This is a genomic window from Cupriavidus sp. OTU4054 (genome assembly GCF_038440175.1).
GTDB lineage: Bacteria > Pseudomonadota > Gammaproteobacteria > Burkholderiales > Burkholderiaceae > Cupriavidus > Cupriavidus pauculus_D.
The window spans coordinates 159,622-186,060 of record NZ_JASATF010000003.1 but is presented as its reverse complement, the minus strand read 5'-3'; the positions used below and the strand labels follow the sequence as shown (position 1 = coordinate 186,060).

Genomic DNA, 26,439 nt, shown 5'->3' with positions numbered 1-26,439 from the left:
AGCCGACCACTCCTTAGACTCCGTTTCGGTAAAAACACACCCTCGGAGCCCCCGCATGTGGATCGTCCGGCTCGCCCTGTCGCGGCCCTATACCTTCGTCGTGCTCGCCATCTGCCTGCTGATTGCCGGACCGCTGGCGCTGCTGCGCACGCCGACCGATATCCTGCCGGCGATCGACATCCCCGTGGTCAGCATCGTCTGGAACTACAACGGGCTGTCCGCCGAGGACATGTCGCGGCGCATCGTGACGGTCTACGAGCGATCGCTGACCAGCGATGTCGACAATATCGAGCATATCGAGTCGCAGACCGTGGCCGGCGTGGCCGTGATCAAGGTGTTCTTCCACCCGGGCGCGGACGTGACGCGCGCCATCGCCCAGGCTTCCTCGGGCGCGCAGTCGATCCTGCGGCTGCTGCCGCCGGGCACCACGCCGCCGCTCGTGCTCAGCTACAGCGCCTCCACCGTCCCCATCCTGCGGCTGGCGCTCGGCAGCAAGACGCTGCCCGAGCAGACGCTGTACGACCTGGGCAACAACTTCATCCGCACGCAGCTTTCGACCGTGCAGGGCGCGGCCATCCCGCTGCCCTATGGCGGCAAGGTGCGGCAGGTCATGGTCGATATCGACAGCCATGCCCTGCAGGCGCGCGGGCTGTCCCCGCTCGACGTGGTCAACGCGATCAACGCGCAGAGCCTGATCCTGCCGGGCGGCACCGCGAAAATCGGCGCGCTCGAGTACCGCGTCGACCTCAACGGCAGCACGGCCACCGTCGATGCGCTGAACGACCTGCCCGTGCGGGCCGGCGCCGATGGCACGATGATCTACGTGCGCGATGTCGCCCATGTGCGGGATGGCTACGCGCCGCAGACCAATATCGTGCGCCGCGACGGCAAGCGCGCGGCGCTGCTCGAGGTCGAGAAGAGCGGCAATGCTTCCACGCTGACGATCATCGCCCAGATCAAGGCGCTGCTGCCGCGCATCACGGCGGGGCTGCCCAAGGCGCTCGAGGTCCAGCCGATTTCGGACCAGTCGGTGTTCGTCACGGCGGCCATCCATGGCGTGCTGCACGAAGCGCTGGTCGCGGCCTGCCTCACGGCAACGATGATCCTGCTGTTCCTCGGCAGCTGGCGCTCGACGCTGATCATCGGCATCACGATTCCGCTGTCCGTGCTCGCGGCGCTGATCGCGCTGTCCGCGCTCGGCCAGACACTGAACATCATGACGCTGGGCGGCCTCGCGCTGGCGGTGGGCGTGCTCGTGGACGACGCGACCGTGGCGATCGAGAACATCACGCACCATCGCGAGGCGGGCAAGCCGCTCGAGCAGGCCATCCTCGACGGCTCCGCGCAGATCGCGCTGCCGACGCTGGTCTCCACGCTGTGCATCTGCATCGTGTTCCTGCCGATGTTCCTGCTCTCCGGCGTGGCGCGCTATCTGTTCGTGCCGCTGGCGGAGTCCGTGGTCTTCGCGATGATGGCGTCCTACTTCCTGTCGCGCACGCTGCTGCCGACGCTCGCGCATTACATCCTCCGCGGGGAGTCGCACGGCACACCGTCCGCCTGGCACCAGCGCTTCGAGCGCGGGTTCGAGGCAGTGCGCGCGCGGTACTCGGCCGTGCTGACGGCCGTGCTGGCTGCACCGAAGCGCGCGGTCATCGGCTTCGCGCTCGCCTGCGCCGCGTCGCTGACGCTCGTGCCGTGGCTCGGCCAGGACTTCTTCCCGGCCGTGGACAGCGGCGAGATTCGGATTCACATGCGCGCGCGCACCGGGACTCGCATCGAGGAAACCGCGCGCATCGCGGACCTCGTGGAAGCGAAGATCCGGAGCGTCGTGGGCGCGGATCGCGTGGCCGATATCGTCGACAACATCGGCCTGCCGGTCAGCGGTATAAACCTGACCTACGACTCGACGCTGCCCATCGGCACCGGCGATGCCGAAATCCTCGTCACGCTCAAGCCCAACGGCGGGGCCACCGCGCCCGATGTCGAACGGCTGGCCGCGGCCCTGCCCAAGGCGTTTCCGGGCGTGAGCTTCTCGTTCCTGCCCGCCGATATCGTCAGCCAGATCCTGAACTTCGGCCTGCCGTCACCGATCGACGTACAGATCGTGGGCAACAATCTTGCCGGCAACCGCGTGGTCGCCCAGAAGCTCGCGACGATGATGACGCAGGTGCCGGGCCTGGCCGACGTGCATATCCAGCAGCCGGCCGACCAGCCCGCGCTGACCGTCGATGTCGATCGCACGCGTGCGTTGCAGGCCGGCCTGACGCAGCGCGAGGTCGCGCAGAACCTGCTGATCGCGCTCTCGGGCAGCAGCCAGACCACGCCGAACTTCTGGCTCAATCCGGCGAATGGCGTCAGCTATCCGCTCGTGGTGTCGGTGCCGCAGTACGCGATGGGCTCGCTGCAGACGCTTGCCAATATTCCGGTCAATCTCGGACTCAATACGGGCCGCAACGGCGGCGCGGCGGAGATCGGCCTGTTCGGCCATATCTCTCGTATCAACGAGGAAGGTGTGGTCTCGCACTACAACGTGCAGCCCGTGCTCGATATCTTCGGTGCCGTGCGCGGCCGCGACCTCGGTGCCGTGGCGCGCGAGATCGACCGCATGGTCGCGCAGATCCGCAAGGAGCTGCCGCCCGGCTCGACCATCGTCGTGCGCGGGCAGGTCAGCACGATGCAGCAGTCGTTCTTCGGGCTGATCACCGGGCTCGCCGGCGCCATCGTGCTCGTGTACCTGCTGATGGTCGTCAACTTCCAGTCCTGGCGCGATCCGGTCGCGATCATCGGCGGTCTGCCGGTGGCGATGTCGGGCATGGCGTGGATGCTGTTCGTGACCGGCACGACGATCAGCGTGCCGGCGCTCACGGGCGCGATCATGTGTATCGGCATCGCCACCGCGAACAGCATTCTCGTGGTGAGCCGCGCGCGCGAACTGCTGGCGGAGGGCGCCGCGCCGCTGCAGGCCGCGCTGGAGGCCGGTATCGCGCGCTTCCGCCCGGTGGTCATGACCGCGCTGGCCATGCTGTTCGGCATGATCCCGATGGCGCTCGGCTCCGGCGGCGCCGGCGCGCAGAACGCGCCGCTCGGCCGCGCGGTCATCGGTGGACTCGCCTGCGGCACCGTCGCCACACTCGTACTCGTTCCCGTGCTGTTCGCGCTGCTGCATGGCGTGCGCGGCAAGGGCACGTCTTCCCTACTCCCCGCTGCTCCCCAGAAAGGCCTCGCATGAACGCGCCCGTTCCCGACACGTCCGTACAGACGCCATCCAGCCCCGCGGCAAACTCGGCCGGCCCGCGGCCCACGCGCGGTCATCGCAAGGCCCTCGCGATCGGTATCGTCGCCGCCGCGGCGATCGTGACCGCCGCGCTGGTCACCGGCATCCTGCCGCGCCTGCACGCCACCGCCGTGCTCGACGCACGTACCGCCGACAATGCCGCGCCCGTGGTCGCAGTCACGCAGCCCCGCAAAGCGCCCGCGACCACGGACCTGACCCTGCCCGCCGACGTGCAGGCCTATGAAGATGCGGCCGTGCGCGCGCGCATCAGCGGCTATCTGCGCCACTGGTACGTCGATATCGGCACGCCCGTGAAAGCCGGCCAGCTGCTCGCCGATATCGATGCCCCCGAAATCTCGGACCAGCTGAGGCAGGCTCGCGCCGACGTGGCCACCGCCACGGCCAACTTCGCGATCGCCCAGCAAACCGCCGCCCGCTGGCGCGACATGCTCGCCGCGCATTCGGTCGCGCAACAGGACGCGGACCAGAAGACCGCCGAGATGGAAGCCACGCGCGCCCTGCTCGCGGCCGCCAACGCCAACGTCTCGCGGCTCGCGCAGTTGCTCGACTACACGCATGTGCGCGCCCCGTTCGATGGCGTCATCACCGCGCGCAACGTCGATACCGGCGCGCTCATCGATGCCGGCAGCAGCAACACGACCTCGGGCACGAGCCAGAACCTGACGCAGGGCCAGGGCCGCGGTGCCGAGTTGTTCCATCTGTCGCAGGGCAACCGCCTGCGTGTCTATGTGCAGCTGCCGCAAAGCGACAGCGCCCTGCTCGACGGCAAGACCGAGGCATGGCTCGCGCTGCCCCAATGGCCGGGCCGCAAGTTTCCCGCAACGGTCGCCCGCAACGCGGAGGCCATCGATCCCGTCACGCGCACGCTGCGCGTGGAGCTCGATGCCGACGGCCAGAACGGCAGCATCCTGCCTGGCGCCTACGCCGAAGCCCATCTGTCCCTGCACGCGGCGCAGCCCGGCTTCGACCTCCCGGCCAGCACGCTCGTCTTCCTCCCGCGCGGCACGTTCGTCGCGGTGGTCGATTCCGCGTCGAAGCTGCGGCTCGTACCGGTATCGCTGGGGCGCGACTTCGGCTCGCATGTCGAGATCCGCAGCGGCCTGCAAGGTGGCGAGCGCGTGGTGCTCAACCCCGGCGATGCGGTGGTCGATGGCACGACGGTGCGCGTGGCCACCGACGGCACGCAGGGAGCCTGAGATGCCTATCCGCATTGGCCCTATCCCCGTCCCGATGCCCGTCCCGATGCCCGCGCTATCTGCCGCGTCGGTTGCCGCGTTCGTTGCCGCGTTCGTTGCCGCACTCACTGCGGGGTGCTCCACCGCCCCCGTCTATCAACGGCCCACGATGACGCTGCCCACCGCATACCGGGAGACCTATGCCGGCGCGCGCAGCGACTACGCGCAAGCCAGCGCCACCCCCGCCCATCCGGGCGGCCCCTCGCATATCGCACCCGAATGGTGGCGCGCCTATGGCGACAAGGACCTCGACGCGCTCGAAGCGCGCGTCGACATCACGAGCCAGACCGTGATCAAGGCCGTGGCCCTGCTGCAGGACGCGCGCACGCAGGTCAGCGCCGCGCGCTCGCAGTTCTATCCGACCGTCGGCGCGGGCGCGAGCGTCACGAGCAACCACCTGTCGGCGAACGTGCGCGGCCACTCGCTCGCGGGACATACGACGCCCGACCACGCGCTCGGCATCACGGCCTCGTGGGAGCCCGACCTGTTTGGCCGCATCCGCAACGAAGTCGATGCCGCGCAGGCACGCGTGGACGCCAGCGCCGACGACGTGGCGGCGGTAAGGCTCGGCGTGCAGGCCGATATCGCCATCGACTACCTGGCCATTCGCTCGCTCGACCGAGAGGCTGGGCTGCTCACGCGCACGATCGATACCTACCAGGCCGTGCTGGACCTCGTCACCAACCGCTACCGCAACGGCATCGCGATCGAAGGCGACGTCGCGCAATCCCGCGCGCAACTCGCGTCCACGCGCGCGCAGCTCGCCGACGTGCAGCTGTCGCGCACGCAGATCGAACATGCGCTGGCCACGTTGCTCGGCGAGTCCGCCAGCACGTTCTCGCTGCCCGCGCGCGCCGATGCAAAAATTGCGCATGACATGCCGACGTTCGGCACAACGCTCGATTGCACTGGTAATAATTGCAACAACGATGACCTCTATGCCGATATCGCCCAGATGCCGGCCGCCCCGCGCGCAGTCCCCTCGCAACTGCTCGAACGCCGCCCCGATATCGCCGCCGCGGAACGTCGCGTCGCCGCGGCCAACGCGGATATCGGCGTCGCGCGCGCGGCATTCTTCCCGGACCTGATGCTGAACCTCGGGCTCGGCTTCGAGAGCTCGGGGCTCGCCGGGTGGCTCACCGCGCCGAGCCGTTTCTGGGCCGTGGGGCCTGCCATCGCGGGCACGCTGTTCGATGGAGGACGACGGCAGGCCGGCGAAGACAGCGCGTACGCGCGCTTCGACGCCAGCGCGGCCGACTACCGCCAGACCGTGCTGCGCGCGATGCAGGAGGTGGAAGATGGGTACGCCTCCGTGCAAGCCTTGCGCGATGCAACGGACAACGATCGCATCGCGGCCGATGCCTCCGCGGTGGCGTTGCGCGCGGGACTCGACCGCTATCGGCTGGGTGCGGTGTCGTATCTGGACGTCAGCGTATTGCAGGCCAACGCGCTCGCGGACGCGCGTGCGCTGGAGTCCGTGCGACGGCGCGCATGGACCGCGAATGTCCTGCTCGTGAAGTCCCTCGGCGGCGGCTGGCGCGCATCAAATGGGGAAGAGCCATCGCCACACGCGTCGAATTCATCGCCGTCTGCGATGGCACATGCTCAGTAACCGCACGCATTTTGTTGAAAGGACCTGCCGGCGCAAGCGTTTTGCATTACATTCGAACGCTGTTCACGCGAACTTGCAGGAGCTCCATCGATGTCGCCCGCCTCCACTTCGTCAACGGCTTCGTCCAACAACACGTCTTCCGATGCGCCCCGGCTACTCGCCGACCATCCCGCACTGGACCTGCTGAATACGCTCGAGCGCGCGCTCGATGCACCGGTCGACCGCTGGCAGACCGACGAGGATGTATGGCAATGGCTCGAGCGCGTGTCGCTGCTGCCCAACGGCGAAATGCCCGAGCATCGTCCGCAGGGCCTGCTCGCCGCGGCCACCGCGCTGCGCGAGTCGCTGCGCAAGGCCGTGAGCCAGCGCAAGGCCAATGGCGACGTCGACGTGACGCTGCTCAATGATTATCTTGCAGCCGATGCCTGCCGCGCGTTACTCACGCCCGCCGAGAGCGGCAGGATTCGCCTCGCGCGTGTCTATCCGACCGACACGCCGATGCAGTGCCTGGTCCCGCTGGCACTGTCCGCCGCGGATCTGCTCGCGAACGGCGACTTCTCGCTGATCCGCAAATGCGAAAGCGAAACGTGCTCGATGTGGTTCTACGACCGCACGCGCGCGCATCGCCGCCGCTGGTGCAGCATGGCGCTCTGCGGCAACCGCCACAAGGTGGCCGCGTATCGCAAGCGTGAAGCCACTGCTACCGCTGCCGCCAATGCGGCGGGTGCGGCCAACGCGAACAACAAGAGCGACGCCGCCTGACCTCACGTCCGGGCCCGTTTCAACGCGCGCCGAGCGCGTGCCGCTTGCGATAGTCGGCCGGCGTCACGCCGACCACGCGCAGAAACGCGCGACGCAACGTATCCACGCTGGAGAAACCACACTCGGCCGCGACCTGCTTCGGTGCAAGGTGGCCCTGCTCCAGCAGCTCTCGCGCGGCCGATACCCGCGCGGCCTCCACCCAGCTAGCCGGCGTAATGCCGATCTCCTCGCGAAAGAGCCGCGTCAGATGACGCGCGCTGACGCCGATGCGCGCGGCCAGCGCGGGCACATCGTGCCGCGCCGCCGGATGCGCGGCGACCCAGCGTTGTAATTCCTGCAATGCCGAGCGATTCTCCGCGGCAGGTGCCGCGCGACGACTGAACTGCGCCTGCCCACCCGGCCGCTTGAAGTACATCACGAGCTGGCTCGCCACGCGCATCGCCACCTCGCGGCCGAGGTCCTCTTCCACGAGCGCCAGCGCGAGATCCAGCCCCGCTGTCACGCCGGCCGCGGTGCGCAGCTTGCCGTCGCGCACGTGGATCGCATCGACATCGATCGTGAGGTCGGGATGGCGCCGGGCGAGCTCGTCGGCCACCGCCCAGTGGGTGGTGAGCCGCTTGCCGGACAGCAGTCCCGCTTCCGCAAGGATAAACGCGCCGCTGCACACTGAACCGTAGCGCCTGACGTACGGCACCACATTGCGGAGCCAGTGCGCGAGCATGGCATCGGGCGCCGCGTCCGCGATATGCGGCGCACCGGCCACGAGCATCGTGTGCACGCGCGGCAGGCCGCGCCCGTGCGGATCGTTCTCGATGACCAGGTCCGGAAGCAGCCGCACGCGCGACGACGACTCGATGGGGCCGCGCCGGACACCGATCACCTGCAACCGGTAGGCCTCCGTGCCCGACTGCGCGTTGGCCTCCGCGAACACGTCGAGCGGCCCCGAGACGTCGAGCAGCTGCACGCCCTGCGTGGCGACGATGGCAATGGTGCGCGATGGCATGGGGCATCCTCCGGTCCGCGTCTGTCGCGTATGTCTTAAATCGTCGTTACACGACGATTGCAGCCATCATACCCGCGCTCCTACACTCGATTCAACCCCAGCACATCACGCTGCAACCAAGGAGTCAGCCATGCAATTCTCGATCGGCGGCATCGCCATTCCCGACAGCAAGCTCGCGCGCGAAATCACCGAAGTCGTCCGCGACACCGAATCCGCGCTGCTGTTCAACCATTCCAGCCGCGTCTATTACTGGGCCGCGCTCACGGGCCAGCGCATGGGCCTGCGCCAGGGCGTGGACTACGACGCCGAGCTCCTCTATGCGGGTGCGATGTTCCACGACATGGGCCTGACGCCGCAGCACGGCAGTGCCGACAAACGCTTCGAGGTAGATGGCGCCAATGCGGCCGCGGCCTTCCTGCGCAGCCGCGGCATCGACCAGCGCGATATCGATACGGTGTGGACCGCCATCGCGCTGCACACGACGCCCGGCATTCCGGAGTTCATGCATCCGGTCGTCGCGCTCGTGACGACGGGGGTGGAGATGGATGTGCTCGGCATTCGCTACGACCAGTTCAGCGACGACCATCGCGAGGCCGTTGTGCACCAGCACCCGCGCACCGAGCATTTCAAGGAAGACATCCTGCAGGCGTTCTACGACGGCATCCGGCACAAGCCCGATACCACGTTCGGCAACGTCAAGGCCGATGTCATCGCGGACAAGGAGCCGCACTTCCATCGCGGCAACTTCTGCAGCGTGATCCGCAACTCCGCGTGGAAGGGCTGAGGCGGCTACGCGCGTTGGCCGACGAGGTGCCGCTTCAGCAGCGCCTCGAGCGCGCCGAGCTCCAGCGGTTTGAGCAGCAGCTCGTCGATACCGGACTGCGCGCAATGCATGCGCTGGGTCGGCGTGAACGAGGCCGTGAGCGCGGCAATCACGGTCCGGTGGCTCGTGCGCACCTCGGCCGCGCGAATGGCCCGCGCAAGCGTCATGCCGTCCATGCGAGGCATATTGAGATCGGTGATCAGCAGCGCGGCGGGCGCGCGCAGCCATGCGCGCCACGCGCTGACGCCGCAGTCGCATACGGCGATATCGAAGGCGCCGAGCTCGGCGAGGTCGTTCTTGAGCACCAACGCGCAGACCGGATGGTCCTCGGCGACGAGGATGCGAGGGGAGGACGGGAGATTTCGCTGCGATGACACGGCATGACCAGAGGCGAGTTATCGAGCCCTCATCATGCACGCTCATCCAGGCTTGCGGAATACGATGGCTTCCGCAAATGCTGTAAGCCTTTTCTGCATGTGTGAGGCGAAATTTCGTCTCACACTCCAGCTCAGCCCACCACGTTGCGCATCGGCTCGCCGCGGCCGAAGCTGCGCAGGTTGTCCAGGAAGATCTCGACCACGCGCGCCGCGTTGCCATCCGAGAAACCCGCGCTATGGGGCGTGGCGATGACGTTCGGCAGCGTCCACAGCGGCGACGCCTCGGGCAGCGGCTCGTGCGCGAACACGTCGAGGTAGGCGCCGGCCAGCTTGCCGGAACCGAGCGCGTCGATCAGCGCCGGCTCATCGACGACTTCGCCGCGCGAGACGTTGACGAGCCGCGCCCCGTCGGCGAGGCCGGCCAGCGCCGCCGCATCGACGAGGCCACGCGTGTCACCCGTGAGTGGGCACGCGAGTATCAGCCAGTCGGTACGCGGCAGCACCGCACGAAAACCGGCGAACGTCACGGTCTCGCAATCGGGGCCGGCCGGCGTGGCGCGCTGGCGCACGACGATCAGCTTCATGCCGAACAGCCGGAGCACCGCGCCGATCTGCTGACCGATGGGCCCCCAGCCGACGATCGTCGCGGTCTGTCCCTGCAGGTCGCGCGGCATGCCGGAGCGCATGAGCGGCGCCCAGCGGCGTTCGCGCTGCGCGTCGTAGAGCAGCGGCAGATGCCGCGCCAGCGCCAGCAGTCCCGCCAGCGCGGTCTGCGCGACCACACCCGCATTGGCGCCGGACGAGGTAGTCACCGTCACGCCGCGCTCGCGCAGCTGCACGAACACCGCGCGATCGGCGCCCGCGGAATGCACGTGCGCCCAGCGCAGCGACGGTGCTTCCAGCATCGCGGTATAGAACCGGCCCGTGACGGGCTGGATCTCGTGCTTGGTGGAGAGCCCCGTGACGTCGCGCGAGACAAACGCGATATCGGCATCGACGATGGTGCGATCCTCGACCGACGGCACCTGCACGGGCACCCAGGGGCGGCCGGCCAATGCCGTATCGATCGAAGCCGCGTACTGCTCGCGCGCGGCATCGGACATCAGAATCCGCAGCGGCGCGGCACCAGCGTCAGACATGCTCCCTCCCTTTCAATCGACGGACGCGCCCGAGGCGCGCACCACTTCCTTCCACTTCAGGTATTCCTTCTGCGTGAACTTGCCGAACTGCTCGGGCGTGCCGCCCACGGGGTCCGCACCTTCGCGGATCATCTGCGCCTGCAGCGACGGCAGCGCCTCGTTGACGGCCTGGTTGACCTTGGCGATCACCGCGGGCGGCGTGCCCCTGGGGGCAAAGATACCAAACCACGAGCCCGCTTCGAAGCCCGGGAAGCCCTTTTCCGCCACCGTCGGCAGATCGGGCAGCGAACGCGACCGCTTGGCGCTGCTGACCGCGATCGCGCGCAGCTTGCCCGCCTGGATATGCGAGATCACCGACGGAATCGTCGCGAACATGAATTGCACGCGGCCCGTCAGCAAGTCGTTGAGCGCGTCCGCGCCCTTGTACGGGATATGCGTGGCCGGCGCGCCGATGCGCTCGGTCAGCATGAAGCCCGACAGGTGCGACGACGTGCCGACGCCCGTGGAACTGTAGTTGAGCTTGCCCGGATTGGCCTTCGCGTACGCCACGAACTCGTCGAAGTTCTTCACCGGCAGCGAGGGATGCACGACCAGCACGTTTGGCACGTCGGCAATCTGCACCACGGGCACGAGGTCCTTGAGCGGATCGTAGTTCAGCCGCTTGTACAGCGTCTGGTTGATCGCGATCGGGCCCACCGAGTCGACGAGCAGCGTGTAGCCGTCGGCGGGTGAGCGCACGACGAACTCCGTGCCGATATTGCCGCCGGCGCCGGGACGATTGTCGATCACGAACGACTGCTTGAGCTTCTGCGACAGATGCTGGCTCACGCTGCGCGCCAGCATGTCCGTGGTGCCACCGGCGGTGAACGCCACCACCACGCGCACGGGCTTCGTGGGATATTCATCCGCGGCGTGCGCGACGGCCGATGTGGCCGCGACGGCGAGGGCGAGCGCCTGCAGCAGGCGCCGCGGCGGCGGGAACATGAAGCGGGGCATGGCGTGTCTCCTGTATTGATATGTGGCGCGACGATCAGAAGTCGTACAGCCGCGCCGGGTTCGTCACGAGCACGCGCTCGCGCATCGCCGCATCGGGCATCCAGCGCGCCAGCAGGTTGAACAGCACGCCATCGTCCGGCATGTTCGCGGGATCGAAATAATTGATATGCGGCCAGTCCGAGCCCCACACCACCTGATCCGGATTGGCCGCGAGCAAGGCCTTCGCAAACGGATCCACGGATTCGTAGGGTGTGGCCGCGACACCGCCGCCGGGGTTGTTGCGATCGGCACCCGAGATCTTGGTCCAGGCCACCCCTTCGGCGAGCAGCGCGCACAGCGCCTGGAAGCCCGGGTCGTTCACGCCGCGCGTGGTGGCCATGCGGCCCATATGGTCCACGACCAGCGGAATGCCGAGTTTCCCGAGGCGCGGGCCCATCTCGACGAGGTCCGGCGCATGGATCCAGATCTGCGCATGCCAGCCGCGCTCGCGCAGACGCGGCGCGATGGCTTCCAGCACCTCGATGCCGGAGCCGTTGCGATACACCGCGTGGCCATCGACCTGGTACAGGTTGAAGCGCGCGCCCCGTACGCCGGCCGCGTGCCAGTCGTCCAGATCCGCGTCGCTGGTGTCCGGTGCGGGCACGGCAATGCCGCGCAGGCGCGTCGGATACTTGCGCAGCGCGTCCAGCACGACCGCATTGCCGACGCCGGTGCCGCTGGCGCTCGCCGTCACCAGCACGCCGCGTTCGAGGCCGAGCTGGTCCAGATGCGCGATGAATGTATCGGCCGGATACGCCGTCGGCGTGTAGCTGCGATCTTCGGCAAGCGGAAAACGGTCGTAGGGACCGAACACGTGCGCATGGCTGTCGCAGGCGCCGGCGGGCGCCTGGAATGCAAGCGCGGCGATCTGGTCCGGCGCGGGCAGGCAGGGGCGTGTCATGGCGTTGTCTCCGCGTTCGTTGCTGTTATTCCGCCGCCTTCAGGCGGCCCGATGCGGCCAGCGTCTGCGCGCGCGCATCTTCCTGCGCGAGCCGGTCGGCCACTTCCTTCGAGGTGGAGGACCTGGCCAGGCTGCCCACCGTCAGCAGGCGCGTCTTCACCTGCTCCTCGGCCAGCGCCTTGCGCAGCGCGGTATTGATGGTCTCCACCACGGCCGCGGGCGTGCCGGCCGGTGCGAGCAGCGTGGTCGCCGTGGTCGCGTCGAAGTTGGCCAGGCCCGCTTCGCGCAGCGTCGGCACGTTCGGCAGCGCGGGGTCGCGATCGCGCGACATCACGGCAATCGCGCGCAGCGCGCCCGACTGGATATGCGGGGCCGAACTCGTCAGCTGGTCCACCACCATGTCGATCTGCCCGCCCAGCAGGTCCACGAGCGCGGGCGCCGAACCCTTGTACGGCACCTGGTTCAGCTTGATGCCGGCCGCGTCCTCGAGCTGCAGCGTCGCCATATGGTTGGTCGTACCCGGACCCGCGTGGCCCGATGCGACCTTGCCTGGATTCTTCTTTGCGAAGTCGAGCAGCGCGCGCACGTCCTTGAAGCGCGTGTCGTTGCCCTTGACCACCACCACGAGCGCGGTCGTCGATACCAGGCCCACCGGGGCGAAGCTCGCGAGCTTGTAGTTGGTCTTCGTCATGCGCGGCAGCACGACGATCGCGTTGGGTGTGGTCACCAGCAGCATCGAGCCGTCGGCCTCGGCGCGCGCCACGGCGCTCGCGCCGATCACGCCGCCCGCGCCGGGGCGGTTATCGACGATCACGTTGCGGCCCAGCTGCTGCTCGAGCGCGGGCGCGACGGCGCGCGCCACCACATCGAGGTTGCCGCCCGGCGCGAACGGCACGATCAGCGTGACGGGCTTGTTCGGCAGTGCCTGCGCACGCGCCGTGGTCATCATCATGGGGGCCGCGCCGATAGCCAGCATCTGCGCCAGCATGCGTCTTCTGTTCATGCTCGTCTCTCGTCTCTAGTAATAGTTTTACCCGTTCCTGCGGTCCCGCCAGCCGGGATCAGTCCCGATAGCTCGGGTCCAGCCGATCCAGCTTGCGCAGCAGCGCGGGCCATTCCATGACGCCGTAAGGACGGCGCGTGCCCGGCTGGTAGTTGTTCCACGTGGCTTCCAGCACGTCCTGCGGCACGTGCTGCATCGGCGTATTGCATGCCATCGCGCCGATCTGCGCGCGGCAGGCGAGCTCCAGACGGTGCATCCAGTTGAACGCCTCGCCCACGGTATTGCCGACGGTCAGCGCGCCGTGGTTGCGCAGGATCAGCGCCTCGCCGGTACCGAGGTCGGCGATCAGCGATTCCTGTTCGGCCGTATCCAGCACCACGCCCTGATAGTCGTGGTAGCCGATCTTGAGAAAGCGCATCGCCGTCTGCGTCAGCGGCTGCAGGCCGCAAGCGAGCGAGGAGATCGCCATCGACGCCCAGCTATGCGTGTGGATCACGCAGGCCACCTCCGGACGCGCATGGTGCACGGCGCTGTGGATCACGTACCCGGCCTTGTTGATGCCGTAGTTCAGGTCGCCGAAATCGGGCTTCGACAGGATGTTGCCCGCGTGGTCCACCTTGATCAGGCTCGATGCCGTGATCTCCTCGTACATCATGCCGTACGCGTTGATCAGGAATGCGCCCTCTTCGTCGGGCACGCGCACCGAGATATGGTTGGCCATCATGTCGGCCATGCCGTATAGCTCAACGAGCCGGTAGCACGCGGCCAGATCCACGCGCGCCTTCCATTCCGCCTCGCTGCAGCGGTCGCGCATCGACGGGATGTTCAGTACGCCGGGTTTCGTCATGGTGCATCTCCTTTGGTGTCTATCTCGTTCAATCGGCGCCGAGGGCCAGATCGCTGGGCCGGCGCTTCTCGATATTCCACTTCAACAGCGCCGCGCTGCGGAAGATTCCGTGCGCGAACTTGCCATAAGGCAACGTCAGGAACAGCGCCATCACGATGCCAAGGTGGATCGCGAGCAGCGCGGCCATCGCCGACGTATCGCGGAAAGCGAGCAATGCCAGGCCGCTCGCGCTGGTCAGCAGCAGCAGCGCGATAAAGCCACGGTCCATCGGACGCTGCGCCAGATCCATCGTACGCGGGTCGCGGCGCAGGTTCAGCCACAGCAGGCCGGCCGGCCCGATCAGCAGGCCGATGCCGCCGGCAGTGCCCAGCAGCACGGGCAGGCTCAGGAACGGGTACGGCGCGTGCAGATCCAGCAGGTAGTGGTACAGCGTGGCGACGGCCGTCGCCGCGAAGCACAGCATGAAGCCATAGAACGTGAAGTGGTGGAACCTGCGGCGTGCTAGCGTGAACGCGTCGTCGTCGTTGTTGCAGCCTTCGCCGTGTCCGCCGTCGAGGTACTTCAGGCGCAGCGCGTCGTGGGCCGCGCCGCCGATCGCGGCGCCGCGCGAATCGTTCGGCCGCGTGCCGGGCGATACCTGCCGCCAGAATCGCGTCACGCCAATCCCGAGCGCGATCACCGCGAACCCGAACACCACGCCGAACATCGCGGCCAGCAGGTTATGCGGGAAGATCGCGTAGAAGTTGCCGGCCAGCGGCTCATGCAGCAGCGTGCCGCGCATGCCGAGCACCATCAGCAGGAACAGCGCGAGGCCCGCGGCCAGCGCGAGCGCCGTGGTCAGGCCGGCACGGCGATACAGGCCCCCGAGCGCGGCCGGAAACGCATAGTCGCCGTACGTCTGCACGCGCACCTTGGCCATCGCCTGCGGGATGTTCACGGCGAACTCGTGCGGCGGCGCGTACTGGCAGGCATGGAAGCATGCGCCGCAGTTGTGGCACAGGTTCGCCAGATAGTGGATATCGGCCTTGCCGAACTCCAGGCGGCGCGTCATCGACGGGAATACCGCGCAAAAGCCCTCGCAATAGCGGCAGGCATTGCAGATCTGCAGCGTGCGGGCGACTTCGCCCTCGTCTGCCGTGAGAGTACCGGCGAGCGGCAGCGCGCCCTCGCCCAGCGAGGCTGCCTCGCGGGTCAGCGCTTCAAGAACTTGCATGCTCGATTTCCCGTGATTCCTTTTTGGCGCCGGCGGCGGCACGCGCCGCCTCGGTGCCGGCGATGCGGCCGAACGCCGTACCGATCGACATGCCGACGCCGGCCGTATAACCCTTGCCGAGCACGTTGCCCGCCATCATCTCGCCCGCGACGAACAGGTTCTCGCTCGGCTTGCCGTCGAAGTGCACGGCGGCCTTGTCGTTGACCTTGAGGCCGAGGTACGTGAACGTGATGCCGGGACGCAGCGCGTAACCGTAGAACGGTGCCGTGTCGAGCGGACGCGCCCAGTGGGTCTTCGCCGGGGTCACGCCCTCGGTATGGCAGTCGTCGAGCACCGTGTGGTCGAACTTGCCGACGCGGCACGCGGCGTTGTAGTCGTCGATCGTGCGCATGAACGTGGCCTCGTCGAGGCCGAGCTTGCGCGCGAGTTCGGGCAGCGTATTGGCGGTCACGCCCGGGAACACCGGCGGCATGAAGCGGCCCACGGCCTTGGCATCGATGATCGAGTAGCCGATCTGGTTCGGCTGCTGTGCCACCAGACGGCCCCAGATCGCGTAGCGCTTGGGCCAGAAGTCCTCGCCCTCGTCGTAGAAGCGCTCGGCGTTGGCATTGAGCACCACGCCCAGCGACACGCAGTCGATACGCGTGCAGATGCCGCCGTCGTACAGCGGCGCGCGCGCGTCGATGGCCACGCAGTGCGATTGCGACGGATCGCCGATCGCATCGGCGCCGGCCTCGATCATGTACTTGAGCAGCACGCCCATATTGAAGCGCGTGCCGCGGATCAGGAAGTTGTCGGCCGGCCATTCGCCGCGCTCGTTCTGGCCCCACGCTTCGCGCAGCCATTCGCGGTTCGACTCGAAGCCGCCGGCGGCCAGCACGCAGGCACGTGCCTCGATGCGCTCCTTGCCGATACGCGCGGCCACGAAACGGTCCCCGTCGAGCTCGATCGCATCGACAGGCGCGTTGTAGCGGATCTGCACGCCGAGGTTTTCGGCGCTGCGGTAGTACGCATTGACCAGGGCCTTGCCGCCGCCCATGAAGAACGCATTGGTGCGCGCGACATGCAGCGCGCCGGACAGCGGCGGCTGGAAGTGCACGCCATGGCTGCGCATCCAGTCGCGGCAATTCGACGACGCCCGGATCACGAGGCGCGCGAGGTGTTCGTTGGTGATGCCACCGGTGACCTTGAGCAGGTCCTGCCAGAACTCCTCTTCGGGATAGGCGTCGACGAGCACGTCCTGCGGGGCGTCGTGCATGCAACGCAGGTTGCGGGTGTGCTGCGAGTTGCCGCCGCGCCATTCGCGCGGTGCGGATTCCAGCAGCATCACGCTGGCGCCGGCCTCGCGCGCCATCAGGGCCGCGCACAACGCGGCGTTGCCGCCGCCAATGACGAGAACGTCGATCATGGCCGGACGTCCTTTCTGGCTCGAGTGGGGAGGGAAGACACGATTGAAATCTTGTGGAAGCGTGCCGGAACTGTATCGGTCACACCTCCCCCTGCGAATCCCCTGCACGGCATGGGGGCATCACAAATCGTGATACCCCTGCCGGTGGCGGCTATGCCTCCATCAGGCGCGCGCCATGCCAGCCGCCCGAGCGCACGAGGCTGCGGGCGGTATCGGCCAGCACCACGCGCAGCGCGAGGGCGGCGGGCGACAGCTCGTCGTCGGACAGACTGCAAAGCAGGTTCTGGCGGCCGACCTTGGGGTCGTCGATCTGCGCGAGATGGAAGCGTTTTTCCGCGTCGGGATAGCGGCCGACGGCGGCCCAGGGCTGCAGCGTGGCGCCGAAGCCCATATCCACCGCGTCCATCAGCATCGCCAGCGAGTCCACTTCCTGCACCACGTTCGGCACGACCTTGGCCCGCGTGAACGCGGCGTCGAGCGTGCTGCGCAGGCCGTGGAGCCCCGTGGGCATGATCAGCGGGATTGCTTCGAGATCGACGATCGACAGATGCGTGGGCGGATCGGCGCGGCCCTGGGGCAATGCCGCGCGCGAGCGGATGAGGAACAGCGTTTCCTCGAGCAGCGGCAAGACGGTCCAGCGGCGCGCGGCGTTCGTGTCGAACAGGACGGCGAGGTCGAGTTGCCGCGCGTTGAGCATCGCGGTGAGGTGGCCGGAGAGACTTTCGACCATATGCAGGCGCACATCGGGATACCGCTCGCGCATCGCGCGCATCAGCGGCACGCCGACCACGGACGCGGTGGTCGGCGCCAGCCCGACGCTCACGGTCCCGGACAGCCGCGCCTGATGCGCGGCCCGCTTCGCCTGCTCGGCATGGCGGAGCGTAAGCTGCGCCTCGTGAAAGAACGCGAGCCCGGCCTCGGTCGGTGTGACCCCATGCGGCGCACGGCGCAGCAGACGCGTGGACAATTCGCTCTCGAGCCGGCTGATCTGCTGGCTGATGGCCGACTGCACCATATCGAGCTCGAGCGCTGCCCGGCTCATGCTGCCTAGTTCGACCACCCGTACGAAATACTGAAGCTGGCGCAGTTCCATCTGTCTCCCCTATGCGCCACTTATACCAGATTGGAGGGGGGGGAACTCAGGCCTCGTCGGCCCCGCTATACCAGTCCACGGTCCGGTCCGAATACACGAGCCCCTTGGCCGCCAGCCCCGGCCGCATATCGTACATATCCACGCCCAGCACGCCGGAGGCCAGCTTCTCCCGCTTGCCGGCCTCCAGCGCCTCCCGGTCGGCGGCCTTCCTCGCAATCGCCTCGGCCGCCGGCCGGGCGACCACGACCACGCCATCGTCGTCCGCCACGATCACATCGCCCGGACGCACCTGCGCGCCCGCGCACACCACGGGCACATTCACCGCGCCCACGGTTTCCTTGACCGCGCCCTGGGCCGAAATCGCCCGCGACCACACCGGAAAGCCCATCTGGTTCAGCACGGAGACATCGCGCACCCCACCCTCGATGATCAGCCCGCGCGCACCGCGCGCCTTCAGCGACGTGGCCAGCAGATCGCCGAACAGCCCGTCCGTGCAATCGCTGGTCAGCGCGACCACGAGCACGTCTCCGGGCTGGATCATCTCCACGGCCACGTGAATCATCCAGTTGTCGCCCGGATGCATGAGCGCGGTGACGGCGCTGCCGGCAATCGCCACGCCGGACTGAATCGGCCGCATATAGGGCTTCATCAGCCCCGTGCGCCGCTGCGCCTCGTGCACGGTCGCCACGCCCAGCTTGCCCAGCGTATCGATATGGCGCGCCTCGGCGCGCAGGATGTTGCGGTAGGCAATCGTCCTCATGCCAGCACCTCGCTCACCATCGGAAACACGCGCGCATAGCCTTCGCCATACTGGATCTTGCGATCGGAATTGCGCGTCGCCTGCGCGCCGCGCTGCAGCGCGACACGCGTGTAGTACTCCCACAGGTGTTCCTGCGCGGCCATCGTCGTGAACGCGCGCTGCTTCTTCTCCCAGACCGGGGAGATGTCGAGCAGCAGATCGGGCTTCCAGTTGCACTGCTCGGGCTGATGCGGCTCGAACAGGAACACCGGCGGCGCGCCGATCACGGGCACGTCGGGCTTGTAGCCGTGCGCCTGCGCGATGACGCGCGCTTCTTGTGCGACGTGCGTCGCCAGCGGATGGTCGAAGTTGTAGATGTCCTCGCGCGAATGGCTCAGCACGAACTCGGGGCGGATCTCGCGATAGATATCGGCCAGCCGCAGCAGCGCTTCGTCGGGCACGCGCATCGGATAGTCGCCGAGGTCGAAGCATTCGAGCGTGCCGCCGAGGATCTCGGCCGCGCGCTCGGCTTCCTCGCGGCGCGCCGCCTTGACGCGGTCCATCGTCATACCGGGCTGGCGCCACATCTTGGCGGATTCGCCGCGCTCGCCGAACGACAGGCAGACGATGCGCACGTGATAACCGCGTTCCGCATAGAGCGCCACGGCGCCGCCCGCGCGCCAGACAAAGTCCGCGGCGTGCGCGCTCACAACGAGGATGGAAGGCTTGGCTTGAGTGTCGGTCATGCTTGAGATCGGTAAAGAATCAATCGGCCGTGATGTTGGCCTTGTGGATCACGCCGGCCCACGTCGTGGTCTCGCTGCGGATGAACTGGCCGAACGCTTCGGGCGTACCGGACACGATCGTCACCCCCAGTTGCTCGAGCTGCTTGCGCACCTCGGCATCGGCCAGCGCCGCATTGGCCGCGGCGTTCAGCTGCTTCACGATCGGCGCGGGCGTCCTGGCCGGGGCGATCAGGCCCCACCACACGGACGCATTGAAGTTCGGCAGCCCTTCCTCGCGCGACGTCGGCACGTTGGGCAGTTGCGCGGAACGCCTGGCGCTCGCCACGGCCAGCGGCCGCAGCGTGCCGGCCTTGATATGCGTGATGACTTCGAGCGGGTTGATCGGCATGAAGTTGATGCGCTCGCCGAGCAGGTCGGTGATCGCGGGCGAACCGCCCTTGTACGGTACGTGCAGCACGTCGATGCCGGCCACTTCCTTGAACTGCTCGCCCGCGAGATGGCCCGAGCTGCCATTACCGGCCGATGCGTAGGCAAGCTTGCCCGGCTGCGCCTTGGCCTGCGCGATCAGATCCTTCAGCGACTGGATCTTCGACTTCGCCGGCACCACGATCACGAGCGATGCCTCGCCGATACGCGCCACCGGTGCGAAGTCCGTCGCGGGATTGAACGACAGCTTGCTGAACAGCGCGGCATTGGTGGCCAGGCTGTTGGAGGCCATCAGGATCGTGTACCCGTCGGCCGGCGCCTTCGCGGCCATGTCGAGCCCGATATTGGTACTCGCGCCCGGACGGTTGTCCACGATGATCGGCTGCTTGAGCGACTCGCTCATCTTGTGGCCCACGGCGCGGGCCACGATATCGACGGCGCCACCGGCCGCGTAGGGCACGATCAGGCGAATCGGATGGTTGGGATAGGCATCCTGCGCATGAGCGGCCATGCCGGTGAAAGCCAGCGCTGCGATGACGCCACCCATCAGGCCGGCCACGACGGTCCGGCGGCCGCGCGAGGTGTGCTTGGAATTCATGATCTGTGCCCCGTTGTTGTGCTTGTGCACGCATTCTCGGCACCGATCGTGATAGTGTCTAATATGTTTTCAACCTGCCGGTTATTTCAATTCGCTATCACGAAGCCGGAAAACCGCCCCCATCATGGATTTCCGCCAACTGCGCTACTTCGTTGCGGTCGCCGAGGCCCTCAGTTTCAGTGAAGCCGCCCGCAAGCTGCATATCAGCCAGCCGCCGCTCTCCATCCAGATCAAGGCCCTCGAAGAGGAGCTCGGCAGTCCGCTGCTCGAACGCACGCGGCACAAGGTCGCGCTGACGCCGGCCGGCAGCCTGTTCCTGGAAAAGGCGCGCGCGGCGCTGGCCAACCTCGACCAGGCTCGCGATGTCGTAAAGCAGGTGGCCAGTGGAGAAGCCGGCGAGATCCGCGTCGCCTTTACCGCGTCCGTGCCGATGCACGACACGTTTCCCCGCGCGTTCCAGCGCTTTCGCGAAGCCCACCGCAATGCGATGCTCGAGCTCGTGCATATGTCCACGGGCCAGCAGTTGCAGCAGATCGAAGAGGGAGAGATCGACATCGGCTTTCTGCGGCCTTCGCCCCAATTCCGTCCGCCCACGTCCATCGCCGTGAGGGAAGTGCTGAGCGACCGGCTCGTCGTGGTGGTACCGCTCTGGCACCCGCTCGCACGCGATAGGCGCCATGCGGGCGAGGCGGATCATGCGCTGGACATCGCGGAGTTGTCGAACGAGGCGTTCCTGCTGTTTCCGCGCGGCCTCGGCTGCGGCCTGTTCGACCACGTGACCACGCTCTGCAACCGCGCGGGCTTTGCGCCGCGCACCGTGCAGGAAGCGCGCGAGGCCACGACGATCATCGGCCTCGTCGCCAGCGGCGCGGGCGTCGCCGTGCTGCCCGAGATCTATGCGCGCACGGGCATTCCGGGCGTGGCCTATCTGCCGCTGATCGGCCCGGACGCGGACAGCCGCGTGCTGATGGCGCACCGCGCGGGCATGCTGTCGCCGATCATGGAGCGGTTTGTCGGGTTCTTCTGAAGCGCACCGTGCAGCCGCAGCCGCTCACGCGACATTGGCCATGCGCGTGCGATAAGCCTCGGCAAAGTCCGCCGCGTTACCGATGTGCTCACGCATCCGGGCCTCGGCCAGATCCGCATCGCGCGCCTCGATCGCATCGAGGATGCTCTCCAGTTCGGCCACCGCATCCTTCATGCGCAACGGCGGCGACGGCGTCATCTTCTTCAGCCACCGCAGCTTGTCCAGCAGGTTCAGCAGGCTGTCCGTCATCAGGCCGTTACCGGCCGTGCGGTAGATCGTCGAGTGGAACGTCGCGTCCAGTTCGTTGAATTCATCGAACGACTGGCTCTCGAAGCTGGCGTCGTCCGACGCGAACCGGCGGAACGCCGCGCGCAGTCGCCGGATGGTGTCGTCGGACATGCGCGTGGCGGCCTGGCGCGTGACGTAGGACTCCAGCAGAAAACGGTATTCGAAGATCTCGTGGATCTCCTCTTCGGTCAGCGACCGGACATAGGTCCCGCTCTGCGGACTGACCGCGATCCAGTCGTCGTTCCTGAGCTGCGCGAATGCCGTCCGGATCGGAGAGCGGCCGCAACCGAGTTCGTCGGCGAGTCTTGCTTCCGAAAGCTTTTCGCCGGGCGCATAACGCAGGCTGATAATGCGTTGCTTGATCTCGTTGTACACGAGCGTCGCCACCGCGGAACTCTCTGGAATCTTCAATTCACTGCCAGTCGTCACCTGCATCTCTGCCGCATCGATAGCGCCAGACCTCTAATAAAGTAGTTACCCAGTTTAGCGCATGCCTCTCATGCATGCGAGATTCATGTGCCTTTTGCCCCCTTTTTGTGCCAACAAACATTCTAGTTGACTAGTTTAACGATTGATCTAGGATGACGATTCGCCCCCACACCGAGGAGAAACCTCATGTCATCCCGTCGTACGTTGCTAGGTCTGGCCGTTGCAGCTGCCGCGCTGCTTTCTCCTCTGGCGCACGCCCAATATCCGGACAAGCCCATCCGGTTCATCGTGCCCTTTCCGCCGGGCGGCGCGGTCGATGTCCTCGGCCGCCTGACCGCCAAGATCATCGGCGACGCCACGCGCCAATCGGTGGTGGTCGAGAATATCGCGGGCGCCGGCGGTGCCATCGGGACCAAGATGGCCGCGCAGTCGCCCAACGACGGCTATACGCTGCTGATGGGATCCACCAGCTCGCTGTCGATCAATCCGATTTACCAGAAGGTCGGTTATGACCCGATCAAGGATTTCACGCCCATTACCCTCGTCGCCTCCGTGCCGCACGTGCTGGTCGTGGACCCCGCCCTGCCCCCGAAAACGCTCGCGGAATTCATCGCCTATGCAAAAGCCAACCCGAAGAAGCTGAATTTCGCATCGTCCGGACCGGGCACGCCGCACCACGTGGCGGGCGCGATGTTCAACCAGATGGCGGGCGTCGACCTCGTCCATATCCCGTACAAGGGCACCGGGCCCGCGCTGACCGATGTCATGGGCGGACAGGTATCGATGATGTCCGTGGAAATCCTCGCCGCGGCGCCGCAGGTCCAGACCGGGAAGGTCCGCGCGCTCGGTATCGCCGCCGACCAGCGCAGCCCGCTGCTGCCCAACGTGCCGACCGTGAGCGAAGCGGGCCTCAAGGGTTTCGAGGTGACGTCCTGGTATGGCGTGGTGGCGCCGGCCGGCATTCCGCCCGCCGTGGCGGCGAAGCTGTCGGCCGCGGTCGCGGAGGGGCTGAAATCGCCGGAAGCCATCGAAAAGCTCAAGGCGCTGGGCGCCCAGCCGGTCGGCGGCAGCCCGGAACAGTTCCAGTCGTTCCTGCAGCGCGAGAACCAGAAGTGGGGCAAGGTCATGGCGGCCGCGGATATCTCGAACAACTGACCTTGACGATCGCCCGCCCATTGCGTACTCTGCCCTCTAAACTAGTTGACTAGTTTTCTAGGTAGTCACAACCGAGACAACGATGATCGAAAACATGTTTTCCCCCGCGCACTACGTCGCGCAGCGCCGCCCTCTGCATGAGGGGTCGCCGCTGCCGGGCTGGTGCTACACGTCCCCCGAGTGGTATCAGCGCGAAGTCGACACCATGTTCCGCAAGGACTGGCTGTGCGTCGGCCGCGTCGAACAGGTCGCCGAGCCGGGCAGCTACTACTCGATCGAGGTGCTCGGCCAGCCGCTGATCGTGGTGCGCGACGAGAACAACGACGTCCGCGTGCACTCCGCGCTGTGCCGGCATCGCGGCGCGATCATCACCGAGGGCGCGGGCAAGTGCCGCGCCTTTACCTGCCCGTATCACAGCTGGACCTATGCCCCGAGCGGCAAGCTGATCGGCACGCCCGGCACGCCGCCGCCGATGGCCGGCGTGGCCGGGTTCAAGGCCGCCGACCATGGCCTGCGGTCCATCCGCTCCGAGACCTGGGCCGGATTTCTCTTCATCACGTTCAACGCGGAAGCGCCGCCGCTGCTCGACTACCTCGGCGACCTGCCGGCCTATATGGCGAGCCACCGGCTCGAGGACATGCAGTGGACCCATCGCGACGAGTACGTCGTCGACTGCAACTGGAAGGTGTGGCTCGAGAACGCATTCGAGAACTATCACGTGCCGACGATCCATCGCAGCCACGTCGATCCGAAAAACCCGCAGAACTGGCAGTTCGAGAAAACCCATGGTGCGTGGGAGGCGATGTACAGCAAGCGCAGCATCGTCGCGTACTCGGGCCTGCCCGAGATTCCCGGCATCGACCCCGAGAAGGCGAACTGCCTGTTCCATATCTGGGTCCAGCCGACGCTCCAGATCATCGTCACGTCGTCGTACATGAAATTCCGCCAGTACCTGCCCGAGGGTCCGGAGAAGCTGCGCATCTACGAGAACTGGACGTTCCCGCGCAGCACCGTGGCGCGCGACGATTTCAGCGAGATCGTCGGTCCGGCGTACTACGAGAAATATTCGAAGATCGTCATCGAGGACCTCGGCATCAATCCGAACGTGCAGAAGGCCATGCGCACCGGTGCCTATGTTCCGGGCCGGCTCTCCCTCGAGGAGTACATCGTGCACCGTATCGCGAACCACGTGCTGGACCGCGTCATCGGCCCCGACACCGAATCGTCGCGCGAACTCCGCGACGCCGCGTAAGACAACGAGACGCCCCCATGCCATCCACGACCGCAAGCCGCGACTATTCCAGCGCGGATCCGCTCCACATCCATATCGAGAACTCGCGCGCGATGATGCCCGTGTTCACGGTGCACACGGACCAGTACGAAGCCGCGCTTGGCCGGCACCCCGACGTCGCCGCGCGCATCCGCACGACGTGGGGTCACGATCAGGATATCTATCACGATGCGATGGAAACCGCGGACGCGATGATCACCTACCGCTTCCCGCACAAGACGCTGCGCGACGACGGCAAGCGCCTCAAGCTGCTGCAGGTGCTGGGCGCGGGCGTCGATTACCTGCTGCCGCTGGACTGGGTTCCGTCCGGCCTGCAGGTACTGACCAACAGCGGTGCCCATCTGCCCAAGGCCGCGCAATCGGGGCTGATGGCGCTGCTCATGCTCAACGCGCGCATGCCCGCGCTGATGTGGAACCACCGGCGGCACGCATGGGACCGGCAATTCACGTCGGCACTGAACGGCAAGACGGTGCTTATCGTCGGCGTCGGTGCGATCGGCGGCGGCATCGCCACGCTGGCCAAGCAGTTCGGCATGCACGTGATGGGCATTCGCCGCAGCGGGGCTCCGCACGAGAGCGTGGACAGCATGCATCTGCCCGGCGCCTTGCGCGACCTGTTGCCCCAGGCGGACTTCGTGCTGCTGAACACCGCGCTGACGGAAGAGACGCGCTTCCTGATCGGTGCCGAGGAAATCGCGCGCATGCGCGACGGCGCCGGGCTCATCAATATGTCCCGCGGCGGGTTGATCGACCCCGCGGCGCTGGACAGCGCGCTGCGCACGGGCAAGCTTGGCGGTGCCATGATCGACGTGACCTACCCGGAGCCACCGCCCGCCGACTGGCCCTACTGGGAGACGCCCAACCTCGTCATCACGCCCCACGTGCTGTCGGACGATATCGAGCATTACATTCCGCACACGCTCGATATCTTCTTCAACAATATCCGCCGCCATTTCCACGGCGAGCCGCTGACGAACCTCGTCGACCTCGCGCGCAGCTACTGAAGGAGGCGTCATCATGAGTCAGGCCACCGACGAGCTTCGCCTGGTCAAGGTCGCGGCGATGCGCGAGGTCGCCACCGACATCGTGCAGTTCGACCTGCGCGCCGTGGATGGCCGGCCGCTGCCGGCCTTCTCCGCGGGCGCGCATATCGACGTGCATACGCCCGCCGGCCTCGTGCGGCAGTACTCGCTCTGCGGGCCGATCGACGATGCCGATCACTACAGCATCGCGGTCAAGCACGAACGCGGCGGCCGCGGTGGTTCCGCGAGCCTCCATGACGGCATGGAGGTCGACAGTCCGCTCGGCATCTCGCCGCCACGCAACCACTTCCCGCTGGTCGCGAGCGCGGCGCACACGGTGCTGATTGCCGGGGGTATCGGCATTACGCCGTTCGTGGCGATGATCGCGACGCTGGACCGCGCCGGCCAGTCGTGGGAATTGCACTACTGCGCGAGATCGGCCGAGCATGCGGCGTTTCACACGCGGCTGAGCGCGCGGTATCCCGACCGCGTCACGACCTACTTCAGCGAGGCGCCGATCCTTCCCGTGCGGGACATCGTCGGCCTCGTCGCGGCGTCGCCCTCGAATGTCCATCTGTATTGCTGCGGACCCGCGGGCCTGATGCGCGCGGTGCAGGCGGCAACGCCGGACACGGCGACATCGCGCGTGCATTTCGAATGGTTTGCGGCCGACCGGGACGACGCGGCGCCGAACGAGCCCTTCGAACTCGAACTCGCGTCGTCCGGCAAGGTGCTGGCCGTGCCCGCGACCGAGACCGCGCTGGATGTCCTGCATGCCAACGGCGTCGATCTTCCCAGCAGTTGCCGCGAGGGGGTATGCGGGACCTGCGAGGTGCGCGTGCTGTCGGGCGACATCGACCATCGTGATCTGCTGCTCGGCGCGGCGGAGCGCGGCGCCAACCGCTGCATGATGCCCTGCGTATCGCGCGGGCGGCCCCACACGCGAGTCGTGCTCGATCTTTGAACGAATCA

General features: G+C 67.2%; 24 protein-coding genes. 10 read left to right on the top strand and 14 right to left on the bottom strand.

The genetic code is table 11. The annotated features are described in order from the left end of the window. The first annotated feature begins 55 nt into the window (after positions 1–55). The 4 genes from AAHB16_RS05670 (at position 56) to AAHB16_RS05655 (ending at position 6,904) form a co-directional block, all read left to right on the top strand. Complete coding sequence (locus AAHB16_RS05670) at positions 56–3,229, top strand: efflux RND transporter permease subunit (protein ID WP_342050320.1); 3,174 nt, start codon at positions 56–58, stop codon at positions 3,227–3,229. Beyond that, positions 3,226–4,491 carry an efflux RND transporter periplasmic adaptor subunit gene (locus tag AAHB16_RS05665; protein WP_150376809.1) on the top strand — a complete coding sequence of 422 codons (1,266 nt, stop codon included), beginning with the start codon at positions 3,226–3,228 and terminating at the stop codon, positions 4,489–4,491. Before AAHB16_RS05670 ends, AAHB16_RS05665 begins: the two co-directional genes overlap by 4 nt. A gap of 1 nt (position 4,492) precedes the next feature. Continuing rightward, positions 4,493–6,142, top strand: a complete 1,650-nt coding sequence (locus tag AAHB16_RS05660) for a TolC family protein (protein ID WP_342050319.1) — start codon at positions 4,493–4,495, stop codon at positions 6,140–6,142. A gap of 90 nt (positions 6,143–6,232) precedes the next feature. Continuing rightward, positions 6,233–6,904, top strand: a complete 672-nt coding sequence (locus AAHB16_RS05655) for a CGNR zinc finger domain-containing protein (RefSeq protein WP_150376808.1) — start codon at positions 6,233–6,235, stop codon at positions 6,902–6,904. A 19-nt stretch (positions 6,905–6,923) separates the two neighbouring features. Here AAHB16_RS05655 and AAHB16_RS05650 read toward each other — a convergent pair whose 3' ends face one another. Beyond that, positions 6,924–7,907, bottom strand: a complete 984-nt coding sequence (locus AAHB16_RS05650) for a GlxA family transcriptional regulator (RefSeq protein WP_150376807.1) — start codon at positions 7,905–7,907, stop codon at positions 6,924–6,926. Between the two features lie 130 nt (positions 7,908–8,037). On the opposite strand from AAHB16_RS05650, the gene AAHB16_RS05645 reads away from it, so the two are divergent. Then, positions 8,038–8,691: an HD domain-containing protein gene (locus tag AAHB16_RS05645; RefSeq protein WP_150376806.1), complete on the top strand. Its 654-nt coding sequence runs from the start codon at positions 8,038–8,040 to the stop codon at positions 8,689–8,691. A gap of 5 nt (positions 8,692–8,696) precedes the next feature. Here the strand turns inward: AAHB16_RS05645 and AAHB16_RS05640 are convergent, their stop codons facing one another. The 12 genes from AAHB16_RS05640 to AAHB16_RS05585 form a co-directional block, all read right to left on the bottom strand. Next, entirely contained in the window at positions 8,697–9,107 is a 411-nt protein-coding gene (locus AAHB16_RS05640; RefSeq protein ID WP_150376805.1) for a response regulator, read from the bottom strand. Positions 9,108–9,238: 131 nt separating this feature from the next. Next, a complete protein-coding gene (locus AAHB16_RS05635; protein WP_150376804.1) occupies positions 9,239–10,246 on the bottom strand; it encodes a D-2-hydroxyacid dehydrogenase in 1,008 nt (335 codons plus the stop codon). A gap of 12 nt (positions 10,247–10,258) precedes the next feature. After that, positions 10,259–11,242, bottom strand: coding sequence for a Bug family tripartite tricarboxylate transporter substrate binding protein (locus AAHB16_RS05630; protein WP_150376803.1), 984 nt, complete (start codon positions 11,240–11,242; stop codon positions 10,259–10,261). 34 nt (positions 11,243–11,276) lie between these two features. Beyond that, the gene (locus AAHB16_RS05625; protein WP_150376802.1) at positions 11,277–12,182 is read right to left on the bottom strand and encodes an amidohydrolase family protein; all 906 of its coding nucleotides are present in this window, start codon (positions 12,180–12,182) and stop codon (positions 11,277–11,279) included. 25 nt (positions 12,183–12,207) lie between these two features. Further along, positions 12,208–13,185, bottom strand: a complete 978-nt coding sequence (locus tag AAHB16_RS05620) for a Bug family tripartite tricarboxylate transporter substrate binding protein (RefSeq protein WP_342050318.1) — start codon at positions 13,183–13,185, stop codon at positions 12,208–12,210. 58 nt (positions 13,186–13,243) lie between these two features. Further along, positions 13,244–14,032: a class II aldolase/adducin family protein gene (locus AAHB16_RS05615; RefSeq protein WP_150376801.1), complete on the bottom strand. Its 789-nt coding sequence runs from the start codon at positions 14,030–14,032 to the stop codon at positions 13,244–13,246. Positions 14,033–14,060: 28 nt separating this feature from the next. Further along, the gene (tcuB, locus tag AAHB16_RS05610; protein WP_150376800.1) at positions 14,061–15,245 is read right to left on the bottom strand and encodes a tricarballylate utilization 4Fe-4S protein TcuB; all 1,185 of its coding nucleotides are present in this window, start codon (positions 15,243–15,245) and stop codon (positions 14,061–14,063) included. Next, positions 15,232–16,653, bottom strand: coding sequence for an FAD-dependent tricarballylate dehydrogenase TcuA (gene tcuA / locus AAHB16_RS05605; RefSeq protein WP_150376799.1), 1,422 nt, complete (start codon positions 16,651–16,653; stop codon positions 15,232–15,234). The genes tcuB and tcuA overlap by 14 nt, the downstream gene beginning before the upstream one ends. A 151-nt stretch (positions 16,654–16,804) precedes the next feature. Next, positions 16,805–17,746: a LysR family transcriptional regulator gene (locus AAHB16_RS05600; protein WP_150376798.1), complete on the bottom strand. Its 942-nt coding sequence runs from the start codon at positions 17,744–17,746 to the stop codon at positions 16,805–16,807. 46 nt (positions 17,747–17,792) lie between these two features. Beyond that, complete coding sequence (locus AAHB16_RS05595) at positions 17,793–18,506, bottom strand: 4-carboxy-4-hydroxy-2-oxoadipate aldolase/oxaloacetate decarboxylase (RefSeq protein WP_150376797.1); 714 nt, start codon at positions 18,504–18,506, stop codon at positions 17,793–17,795. Next, entirely contained in the window at positions 18,503–19,231 is a 729-nt protein-coding gene (locus tag AAHB16_RS05590) for a PIG-L deacetylase family protein (RefSeq protein ID WP_342050317.1), read from the bottom strand. The genes AAHB16_RS05595 and AAHB16_RS05590 overlap by 4 nt, the downstream gene beginning before the upstream one ends. A gap of 19 nt (positions 19,232–19,250) precedes the next feature. Then, the gene (locus tag AAHB16_RS05585) at positions 19,251–20,204 is read right to left on the bottom strand and encodes a Bug family tripartite tricarboxylate transporter substrate binding protein (protein ID WP_150377565.1); all 954 of its coding nucleotides are present in this window, start codon (positions 20,202–20,204) and stop codon (positions 19,251–19,253) included. A 175-nt stretch (positions 20,205–20,379) separates the two neighbouring features. Between AAHB16_RS05585 and AAHB16_RS05580 the strand changes: the two genes are divergently transcribed. Further along, complete coding sequence (locus tag AAHB16_RS05580; protein WP_150376795.1) at positions 20,380–21,282, top strand: LysR family transcriptional regulator; 903 nt, start codon at positions 20,380–20,382, stop codon at positions 21,280–21,282. A gap of 24 nt (positions 21,283–21,306) precedes the next feature. On the opposite strand, the gene AAHB16_RS05575 is transcribed toward AAHB16_RS05580, so the two are convergent. Further along, complete coding sequence (locus AAHB16_RS05575) at positions 21,307–21,999, bottom strand: GntR family transcriptional regulator (RefSeq protein ID WP_191002309.1); 693 nt, start codon at positions 21,997–21,999, stop codon at positions 21,307–21,309. 186 nt (positions 22,000–22,185) lie between these two features. Here AAHB16_RS05575 and AAHB16_RS05570 point away from each other — a divergent pair, with 186 nt between their 5' ends. The 4 genes from AAHB16_RS05570 to AAHB16_RS05555 all read left to right on the top strand — a co-directional run bounded on the left by AAHB16_RS05570 (position 22,186) and on the right by AAHB16_RS05555 (position 26,431). Beyond that, complete coding sequence (locus tag AAHB16_RS05570) at positions 22,186–23,154, top strand: Bug family tripartite tricarboxylate transporter substrate binding protein (RefSeq protein ID WP_342050316.1); 969 nt, start codon at positions 22,186–22,188, stop codon at positions 23,152–23,154. Positions 23,155–23,236: 82 nt separating this feature from the next. Next, positions 23,237–24,406 (top strand): aromatic ring-hydroxylating oxygenase subunit alpha, encoded by a 1,170-nt coding sequence (locus tag AAHB16_RS05565; RefSeq protein WP_150376792.1) that lies wholly within the window; start codon positions 23,237–23,239, stop codon positions 24,404–24,406. Positions 24,407–24,423: 17 nt separating this feature from the next. Then, complete coding sequence (locus tag AAHB16_RS05560) at positions 24,424–25,449, top strand: NAD(P)-dependent oxidoreductase (RefSeq protein ID WP_150376791.1); 1,026 nt, start codon at positions 24,424–24,426, stop codon at positions 25,447–25,449. Positions 25,450–25,462: 13 nt separating this feature from the next. Then, positions 25,463–26,431 carry a PDR/VanB family oxidoreductase gene (locus tag AAHB16_RS05555; RefSeq protein ID WP_342050315.1) on the top strand — a complete coding sequence of 323 codons (969 nt, stop codon included), beginning with the start codon at positions 25,463–25,465 and terminating at the stop codon, positions 26,429–26,431. Positions 26,432–26,439 lie beyond the last annotated feature (8 nt).

What these genes read in the sequence shown, in the direction of transcription:
- AAHB16_RS05670 (WP_342050320.1), top strand. Translation starts at nt 56, where the DNA reads ATGTGGATCGTCCGGCTCGCCCTGTCGCGGCCCTATACCTTCGTCGTG.
- AAHB16_RS05665 (WP_150376809.1), top strand. Translation starts at nt 3,226, where the DNA reads ATGAACGCGCCCGTTCCCGACACGTCCGTACAGACGCCATCCAGCCCC.
- AAHB16_RS05660 (WP_342050319.1), top strand. Translation starts at nt 4,493, where the DNA reads ATGCCTATCCGCATTGGCCCTATCCCCGTCCCGATGCCCGTCCCGATG.
- AAHB16_RS05655 (WP_150376808.1), top strand. Translation starts at nt 6,233, where the DNA reads ATGTCGCCCGCCTCCACTTCGTCAACGGCTTCGTCCAACAACACGTCT.
- AAHB16_RS05650 (WP_150376807.1), bottom strand. Translation starts at nt 7,907, where the DNA reads ATGCCATCGCGCACCATTGCCATCGTCGCCACGCAGGGCGTGCAGCTG.
- AAHB16_RS05645 (WP_150376806.1), top strand. Translation starts at nt 8,038, where the DNA reads ATGCAATTCTCGATCGGCGGCATCGCCATTCCCGACAGCAAGCTCGCG.
- AAHB16_RS05635 (WP_150376804.1), bottom strand. Translation starts at nt 10,246, where the DNA reads ATGTCTGACGCTGGTGCCGCGCCGCTGCGGATTCTGATGTCCGATGCC.
- AAHB16_RS05630 (WP_150376803.1), bottom strand. Translation starts at nt 11,242, where the DNA reads ATGCCCCGCTTCATGTTCCCGCCGCCGCGGCGCCTGCTGCAGGCGCTC.
- AAHB16_RS05625 (WP_150376802.1), bottom strand. Translation starts at nt 12,182, where the DNA reads ATGACACGCCCCTGCCTGCCCGCGCCGGACCAGATCGCCGCGCTTGCA.
- AAHB16_RS05620 (WP_342050318.1), bottom strand. Translation starts at nt 13,185, where the DNA reads ATGAACAGAAGACGCATGCTGGCGCAGATGCTGGCTATCGGCGCGGCC.
- AAHB16_RS05615 (WP_150376801.1), bottom strand. Translation starts at nt 14,032, where the DNA reads ATGACGAAACCCGGCGTACTGAACATCCCGTCGATGCGCGACCGCTGC.
- tcuB (WP_150376800.1), bottom strand. Translation starts at nt 15,245, where the DNA reads ATGCAAGTTCTTGAAGCGCTGACCCGCGAGGCAGCCTCGCTGGGCGAG.
- tcuA (WP_150376799.1), bottom strand. Translation starts at nt 16,653, where the DNA reads ATGATCGACGTTCTCGTCATTGGCGGCGGCAACGCCGCGTTGTGCGCG.
- AAHB16_RS05600 (WP_150376798.1), bottom strand. Translation starts at nt 17,746, where the DNA reads ATGGAACTGCGCCAGCTTCAGTATTTCGTACGGGTGGTCGAACTAGGC.
- AAHB16_RS05595 (WP_150376797.1), bottom strand. Translation starts at nt 18,506, where the DNA reads ATGAGGACGATTGCCTACCGCAACATCCTGCGCGCCGAGGCGCGCCAT.
- AAHB16_RS05590 (WP_342050317.1), bottom strand. Translation starts at nt 19,231, where the DNA reads ATGACCGACACTCAAGCCAAGCCTTCCATCCTCGTTGTGAGCGCGCAC.
- AAHB16_RS05585 (WP_150377565.1), bottom strand. Translation starts at nt 20,204, where the DNA reads ATGGGTGGCGTCATCGCAGCGCTGGCTTTCACCGGCATGGCCGCTCAT.
- AAHB16_RS05580 (WP_150376795.1), top strand. Translation starts at nt 20,380, where the DNA reads ATGGATTTCCGCCAACTGCGCTACTTCGTTGCGGTCGCCGAGGCCCTC.
- AAHB16_RS05570 (WP_342050316.1), top strand. Translation starts at nt 22,186, where the DNA reads ATGTCATCCCGTCGTACGTTGCTAGGTCTGGCCGTTGCAGCTGCCGCG.
- AAHB16_RS05565 (WP_150376792.1), top strand. Translation starts at nt 23,237, where the DNA reads ATGATCGAAAACATGTTTTCCCCCGCGCACTACGTCGCGCAGCGCCGC.
- AAHB16_RS05560 (WP_150376791.1), top strand. Translation starts at nt 24,424, where the DNA reads ATGCCATCCACGACCGCAAGCCGCGACTATTCCAGCGCGGATCCGCTC.
- AAHB16_RS05555 (WP_342050315.1), top strand. Translation starts at nt 25,463, where the DNA reads ATGAGTCAGGCCACCGACGAGCTTCGCCTGGTCAAGGTCGCGGCGATG.